The sequence below is a fragment of the Guyparkeria sp. SB14A genome, from assembly GCF_005096345.1.
In the GTDB taxonomy this organism is placed as follows: Bacteria; Pseudomonadota; Gammaproteobacteria; order Halothiobacillales; family Halothiobacillaceae; genus Guyparkeria; species Guyparkeria hydrothermalis.
On the sequence record NZ_SWAW01000051.1, the window covers coordinates 1 to 5,765 of the forward strand.

Here is a 5,765-nt window from a genome sequence, read left to right on the forward strand (position 1 = left end):
CGGAGCACAGGCGGCTCGCCAGGCCCCGCAGGGCGCGCCTTGAGCCGGGCATCTGCTGCGTTGCCGTCCTTGGAAAGGGAGTCACCCTTCCGCGGCGGACGGACGCCTTGCACCTGCCCGGCTCAAGACGCGCAGAGCGGTATGGCATTCGTGCAGAGTTTCCCTAGCGTCCTCGGTCGGCTTTTCCTGCTGGTGTTGCTGGCCCTCGGCCTGTTCGGCGCGAGTGCGCCGGTGCTGGCCGAGCCGGGCCTGCCGGCGGTCACCCTGACCGAGGGCGAGAACGGCGAGACGCAGTACAGCCTGACGCTGCAGATCCTCGCCCTGATGACGGTGCTCACCCTGCTGCCGTCGTTGCTGCTGATGATGACCTCGTTCACGCGCATCATCATCGTGCTGGCCTTGCTGCGCCAGGCGCTGGGCACCGTGCAGACACCCTCGAACCAGATCCTGCTGGGCCTGGCGCTGTTCCTGACCTTGTTCATCATGGCGCCGGTGTTCCAGGCCGCCTACGACGAGGGCATCGGGCCGTACATGGCCGAGGAGATCGGCGCGATGGAGGCGATCGACCGCGCCTCGCAGCCGCTGCGCACCTTCATGCTCAACCAGACGCGCGAAAGCGACATCGCGCTCTACCAGGAGATCGGCGACTACCCGGACTTCGAGACGCCCGAGGACGTGCCGCTGACCGTGTTGATGGCCGCCTTCGTCACCTCGGAGCTCAAGACGGCGTTCCAGATCGGTTTCCTGATCTTCATCCCGTTTTTGATCATCGATCTCGTGGTCGCCTCGGTGCTGATGTCGATGGGCATGATGATGCTCTCGCCGATGATCGTCTCCTTGCCGTTCAAGATCATGCTGTTCGTGCTGGTCGACGGCTGGGCGCTCCTGATGGGTACGCTCGCGTCCAGTTTCTACATGGGGGGCTGACATGCAGGTGCCTCGAAAAACCGTCGCGAGCCGCCCGAGTGCAAGGAACCGCGTAGTGAGCGACGAGACATATCGAACCGATAGGCGAGGAGTGAGCGAGCACGTGACACCGCAATCGGGCGGCGTAGCAGGTTTTGCGAGGTACCTATGAGTCCGGATACCGTTATCGATCTTACCCGCCAGGCGCTCACGGTCATCCTGTACCTGTCGATGCCGATCCTGCTCACCGCGCTCGCGGTGGGTCTGTTGATCGGCATGTTCCAGGCGGCCACTCAGATCAACGAGATGACGTTGAGCTTCATCCCCAAGATGATCGCGGTGGTGGTCGCCATCCTGCTGGCCGCGCCGTGGATGCTGCAGGTGATCGTCGACTTCACCGAGCGGCTGTTTCACAACATCCCCTCGCTGATCGCCTGAGGCGCGCGCCTTGGAGCTGGCGATCGAGCAGATCCTCGGCTGGACCGCCAGTTACCTGTGGGTGCTGGTGCGGGTCGGGGCGATGCTGATGGTCGCCCCGATCTTCGGCTCGCAGTCCCTGCCGGTGCGCATTCGTCTGTTGATCGCCCTGGCGGTTTCCCTGGTGATCACGCCGATGGTGCCGGAGATACCGCCGGTCGATCCGCTCTCGATCGCCGGGGTCACCATGATCGTCCAGCAGATCCTGATCGGCGTGGCGATGGGCTTCATCCTCAACCTGGTGATCTCGGCCTTCGTGGTCGCTGGCGAGTCGATCGCCATGAGCATGGGCCTGGGTTTTGCCCAGACGGTCGACCCGCAGAACGGCGTCAGCGTGCCGCTGATCTCGCAGTTTCTGACCATCGTGGTCACCCTGCTGATGGTGGCGCTCAACGTGCCGGCGATGATCGTCAAGATGCTGGCGGACTCGTTCATCATCCTCCCGGTCTCGCCGGTGGGGCTGACCGCCGAGGACTTCCGCGCGATCGCCTGGTTCGGCCAGCAGATGTACATCAACGCGGTACTGGTCGCGCTGCCGGTGGTGACCACGCTGTTGATGGTGAACCTCGCCATGGGCGTGATCACGCGCGCCGCGCCGCAGATGAACATCTTCTCGGTGGGTTTCCCCGCCACCTTGATGATCGGCTTCTTCCTGCTCTTCCTCGCCGCCCCCCTCTGGTTCCCGAACGTGGAACAGTTCGTGCATCAGTCGTTCGTGCTGATCACGGAAATCCTGAGGTGAGTTGGTGGCGGAGAACGAGAACGGCCAGGAGAAAACCGAAGAACCCACCGCGAAACGACTACGCGAGGCCCGCGAAAAGGGCCAGGTGGCGCGTTCCCGGGAGCTGAACTCCTTCCTGCTTACCGTCGGTTCGGCCGCGGTGTTCCTGGTGTTCGGCGGCCAGATGATGCTCGGGCTGGCCGAGGTCGTGCGCAACTCGTTCATCATCGAGCGCGCGGACGTCTTCGACCAGGCGGCCATGTTCTCGCGGCTGGCGAATGCCTTTGTCGACGGCTTTCTTTCCTTCGTCCCGCTGTTCTTCGCCACCATCGTGCTGGCCATCGCGGCCACCATGGCAGTGGGCGGCTGGAACTTCTCCACCCAGGCGATGGCGCCGAAACTCTCCAAGATGAACCCGATCTCCGGGTTCAAGCGCATCTTCGGCGTCCAGGCCCTGATGGAACTCGGCAAGACCTTCGCCAAGTTCACGCTGATCACCGCCATTGGCGTGGCGGTGTTCTTTGCCTTCGAACCCGAATTTCTCAGTCTCGGGCTGCAGCCGTTCGACGCCGCCCTGGTGCACGCCGGCTGGCTGATCGCCTGGGGATTCCTGGCCGTATCGCTGGGCCTGCTGCTGGTGGCGCTGGTCGACGTGCCGTTCCAGATCTGGCAGCACCACAAGCAGCAGCGCATGACCCTCCAGGAGGTCAAGGACGAGCACAAGGACACCGAGGGCCGGCCCGAGATCAAGCAGCGCATCCGCCAGACCCAGATGCAGATGTCGCAGCGGCGCATGATGGAAGCGGTGCCCGAGGCCGACGTGGTGGTCACCAACCCGACCCACTACGCCGTCGCGCTCAAGTACGACGCCGAGGGCGTGGGCGCGCCGATGGTGGTGGCCAAGGGCGTCGACGAGATGGCGCTCAACCTGCGCAAGATCGCCGCCTCGCACGGGGTCGAGATCTTCGAGGCCCCGCCGTTGGCACGGGCCTTGTATACGCATGTCGAGATCGACGAGGTGATTCCCGCCGCGCTCTACACCGCGGTGGCCCAGGTGCTGGCCTACGTCTACCAGCTCAAGGAGGCCGCCCGCGGCGCCGGCCAGACGCCGGGGCGCCCGGATCCCGAGGTGCCCGAGGGTTTCGACGTGCCGGCCGCCGAGTGACGGCGGCAGCCAGGTGAGACGCCCGACCCGCAACGACCGATGTCATAACGCCACCGCAGCCAAGAAGAACGCGCCCAGATGAAACCCAGCCTGACCAACTTCAATTTCGCCCGCCTCGGCAACAGCCTGCGCCAGTACCGGGGGCAGGGCATCGGGCCGCCGGTGATGATCATCATGCTGCTGGCGATGGTGATCGTGCCGTTGCCGCCGCTGGGCCTGGACGCCCTGTTCACCTTCAATATCACCCTGTCGCTGATCATCCTGATGGTGGTGCTCTACGTGGGCAAGCCGCTGGATTTCGCGATCTTCCCGACGGTGATCCTGATCGCGACCCTGCTGCGACTGGCACTCAACGTGGCCTCCACGCGGGTGGTGCTGCTCAACGGCCACGAGGGCCCCGGGGCGGCCGGCAACGTGATCGAGGCCTTCGGCAACTTCGTCATCGGCGGCAACTACGCCGTCGGCCTGGTGGTGTTCATCATCCTGATGGTGATCAACTTCGTGGTCATCACGAAGGGCGCCGGGCGGGTTTCCGAGGTCTCCGCGCGCTTCACCCTCGACTCGCTGCCCGGCAAGCAGATGGCGATCGACGCCGATCTCAACGCCGGCATCCTCAACCAGGAACAGGCCCGCGCCCGGCGCGAGGAAATCGCCTCCGAGGCCGACTTCTACGGCTCGATGGACGGTGCCTCCAAGTTCGTCCGCGGCGATGCGATCGCCGGCATCCTGATCGTGTTCATCAACGTGATCGGCGGCCTGCTGATCGGTGTCGCGCAGCACGGCATGCCGTTCGGCAGCGCGGCCGAGACCTACGTCCTGCTGACCATCGGTGACGGCCTGGTCGCCACCATCCCGTCGCTGTTGATCTCGACGGCGACCGCCATCATCGTCACGCGGGTGACCGCCTCGAAGGAGGACATGGGCAAGCAGGTCCAGAACCAGATGTTCTCCGACCCGCGTGTGCTGGGCGTGGCCGCGGGCCTGATGGCCGGCCTCGGCCTGGTGCCGGGCATGCCCAACGCCGCCTTCCTGTTCCTGGCCGCGCTGGCCGGTGGCGGTGCCTGGCTGGTGTCGCGTCGCAAGGCGACCGAGGCGGCCGAGAAGGCGGCCGCGGAGGCCGCCCCGGCGCAGGCCAAGCCCGAGGTCAAGGAGTTGACCTGGGACGACGTGCCCCCGGTCGACCTGATCGGCCTGGAGGTCGGTTACGGCCTGATCCCGCTGGTCGACCGCAACCAGGGCGGCCAGCTGATGCCGCGGATCAAGGGCGTGCGCAAGAAGCTCTCGCAGGACCTGGGCTTTCTGATCTCGACGGTCCACATCCGCGACAACCTGGATTTGAAGCCCAACGAGTACCGCATCAGCTTGAACGGCGTGCCGATCGGCACCGCCGAGATATTCCCCGACCGCGACATGGCCATCAATCCGGGCCAGGTCTCCGGCGACATCAAGGGCATCCAGACCACCGATCCGGCCTTCGGTCTCAAGGCCTACTGGATCGATCGCGGCCAGAAGGAAGAGGCCCAGGCGCTCGGCTACACCGTGGTCGACCCGGCCACCGTGGTCGCCACCCACCTGTCGCAGATCCTGGGTGACAACGCCGCCGACCTGTTCGGCTACGAGCAGGCGCAGCAGCTGCTCGACACGCTCAAGCAAAGCAGTCCGAAGCTGGTCGAGGACCTGGTGCCCAAGACCCTGCCGATGACCACCATCGTCGAGGTGCTGGGCCAGCTGCTCGCCGAGCGGATTCCGATCCGCGACATTCGCACGATTGCCGAAACCTTGACGATCCAGGGGCAGCGCACCCAGGACGTCGGGGAATTGACGGAGAGCGTGCGCATGGCCTTGGGCCGGATGATCGTCCAGCACATCAACGGCTTGGCGCCGACCGTGCCGGTCATCACGCTCGATCCACAGTTGGAACAGCTCTTGCTAAACAGTACCCAGCGCGGGAATCAGGCCCCCGGAATCGAGCCCGGCCTGGCCGAGCGGCTGCACAAGTCGCTCAAGGACGCGGCCGAGCGTCAGGAGCAGAGTGGCAAGCCCGCCATTCTCCTGGTGGCGCCGCAGATTCGCAGCTGGCTCTCGCGCATGGTCCGGCATTCGATACCGACGCTCAGCGTGCTGAGTTATCACGAAGTGCCGGACAACAAGGAAATACGCGTGGTGGCGAGCGTCGGCAACCAGAACGACGGTTGACGACTCGCCCGGACAACCCAACCGCTAAGGGTCTGGTGGATACATGAAAATCAAGCGAATCATCGCCAGTGACATGCGCGAGGCCATGCGTCAGGTACGGCGCGTGTTCGGTGACGAGGCCGTCATCCTCTCCAACAAGCCGGTCTCCGGTGGGGTGGAGGTGATTGCCGCGATGGACTTCGACGAGAAGGCGATCCAGCTGGCGGCCGCGCAGCAGTCGGCCAGCCGGATTGCTGGCGCCTCGGAGCGCCCGGCGGCACGGACCGAACGTGCCCGGCCGGAGCACGCGCCGCGCCCCGG

At 65.4% G+C, this 5,765-nt stretch carries 5 protein-coding genes and 1 pseudogene; all 6 read left to right on the forward strand.

Going from position 1 to position 5,765, the window contains the following annotated elements; genetic code table 11:
* The first annotated feature begins 141 nt into the window (after nt 1-141).
* Entirely contained in the window at nt 142-927 is a 786-nt protein-coding gene (gene fliP / locus FAZ79_RS10970; RefSeq protein ID WP_136868006.1) for a flagellar type III secretion system pore protein FliP, read from the forward strand.
* 147 nt (nt 928-1,074) lie between these two features.
* The gene (gene fliQ, locus FAZ79_RS10975; protein WP_125198803.1) at nt 1,075-1,344 is read left to right on the forward strand and encodes a flagellar biosynthesis protein FliQ; all 270 of its coding nucleotides are present in this window, start codon (nt 1,075-1,077) and stop codon (nt 1,342-1,344) included.
* Between the two features lie 10 nt (nt 1,345-1,354).
* On the forward strand, nt 1,355-2,125 hold the full coding sequence (gene fliR / locus FAZ79_RS10980) for a flagellar biosynthetic protein FliR (protein WP_136868007.1): 771 nt from the start codon (nt 1,355-1,357) through the stop codon (nt 2,123-2,125).
* Nucleotides 2,126-2,129: 4 nt separating this feature from the next.
* Nucleotides 2,130-3,269 (forward strand): flagellar biosynthesis protein FlhB, encoded by a 1,140-nt coding sequence (gene flhB / locus FAZ79_RS10985; protein WP_136868008.1) that lies wholly within the window; start codon nt 2,130-2,132, stop codon nt 3,267-3,269.
* A gap of 165 nt (nt 3,270-3,434) precedes the next feature.
* On the forward strand, nt 3,435-5,465 hold the full coding sequence (flhA, locus tag FAZ79_RS10990; RefSeq protein ID WP_247709548.1) for a flagellar biosynthesis protein FlhA: 2,031 nt from the start codon (nt 3,435-3,437) through the stop codon (nt 5,463-5,465).
* A 43-nt stretch (nt 5,466-5,508) separates the two neighbouring features.
* Nucleotides 5,509-5,765: pseudogene (locus tag FAZ79_RS10995) on the forward strand (flagellar biosynthesis protein FlhF); the annotation flags it as partial.